Raw genomic sequence first — 1,412 nt, 5'->3', positions numbered from 1 at the left:
CTTGCCGAGTTCGACGCCCCACTGGTCGAAGGAGTCGATGTTCCACACCGCGCCCTGCACGAACACCTTGTGCTCGTACAGCGCGATCAGCTGGCCGAGGACGGAGGGGGTCAGTTCGCGGGCGAGGATCGTGGTCGTCGGGTGGTTGCCGTGGAAGGTGCGGTGCGGCACCTGCTCCTCGGGCACGCCCTCGGCCCGGACCTCGTCGGCGGTCTTGCCGAAGGCGAGCGCCTGGGTCTGGGCGAAGAAGTTGGCCATCAGCAGGTCGTGCTGGGCCTTCAGTTCGTCGCTCAGTTCGTCCACCGGCCGGGCGAAGCCGATGAAGTCCGCCGGGATCAGCTTGGTGCCCTGGTGGATGAGCTGGTAGTAGGCGTGCTGTCCGTTGGTGCCGGGCGTGCCCCACACCACCGGTCCGGTCTGCCAGTGGACCAGGCGGCCCTGGCGGTCCGTCGACTTGCCGTTGGACTCCATGTCGAGCTGCTGGAGGTAGGCGGTGAACTTCGACAGGTAGTGGCTGTAGGGCAGTACCGCGTGCGACTGGGCGTCGAAGAAGTTGCCGTACCAGATGCCCAGCAGGCCCAGGATCAGCGGGGCGTTGGCCTGCGCCTCGGCGTTGCGGAAGTGCTCGTCGACGATGCGGAAGCCGTCGAGCATCTCCCGGAAGCGGTCCGGGCCGATGGCGATCATCAGGGACAGGCCGATCGCCGAGTCGTAGGAGTAGCGGCCGCCGACCCAGTCCCAGAACTCGAACATGTTGGCCGTGTCGATGCCGAAGTCGGCGACCTTCCCGGCGTTGGTCGACAGCGGCACGAAGTGCTTCGCGACGGCCTTCTCGTCGCCGCCGAGTCCGGCCAGCAGCCAGGAGCGGGCCGAGGTGGCGTTGGTGATGGTCTCGATCGTGGTGAACGTCTTGGACGCCACGATGAACAGGGTCTCCGCCGGGTCCAGGTCCCCGACCGCCTCGTGCAGGTCGGCGCCGTCCACGTTGGACACGAACCGGACCGTCAGCGCGCGGTCGGTGAAGGCGCGCAGCGCCTCGTGGGCCATGGCGGGACCGAGGTCGGAGCCGCCGATGCCGATGTTGACGACGTTGCGGATGCGCTTGCCGGTGTGACCGGTCCACTGCCGGAGCGGACCCGGTCCGCGAAGCCGGCCATCTTGTCCAGCACCGCGTGGACCCTGGGCACGACGTTCTCGCCGTCGACCTCGATCACCGCGTCCCGCGGGGCGCGCAGCGCGGTGTGCAGCACGGCCCGGTCCTCGGTGATGTTGATCTTCTCGCCGCGGAACATGGCGTCACGCAGCCCGAACACGTCGGTCGCGGCGGCCAGTTCCCGCAACAGGCCCAGCGTCTCGTCGGTGACCAGGTGCTTGGAGTAGTCGATGCGCAGGTCACCGACGCGCACGACGTA

The 1,412-nt window shown here is 68.3% G+C and carries 1 pseudogene; it reads right to left on the bottom strand.

The annotated features are described in order from the left end of the window. Window positions 1–1,412 (bottom strand): annotated as a pseudogene (gene pgi / locus JHAT_RS33400) (glucose-6-phosphate isomerase); the annotation flags it as partial.

Source organism: Streptomyces sp. JHA26, from assembly GCF_002005565.1.
Lineage (GTDB): Bacteria > Actinomycetota > Actinomycetes > Streptomycetales > Streptomycetaceae > Streptomyces.
This window is presented reverse-complemented; position numbering and strand designations above follow the sequence as displayed.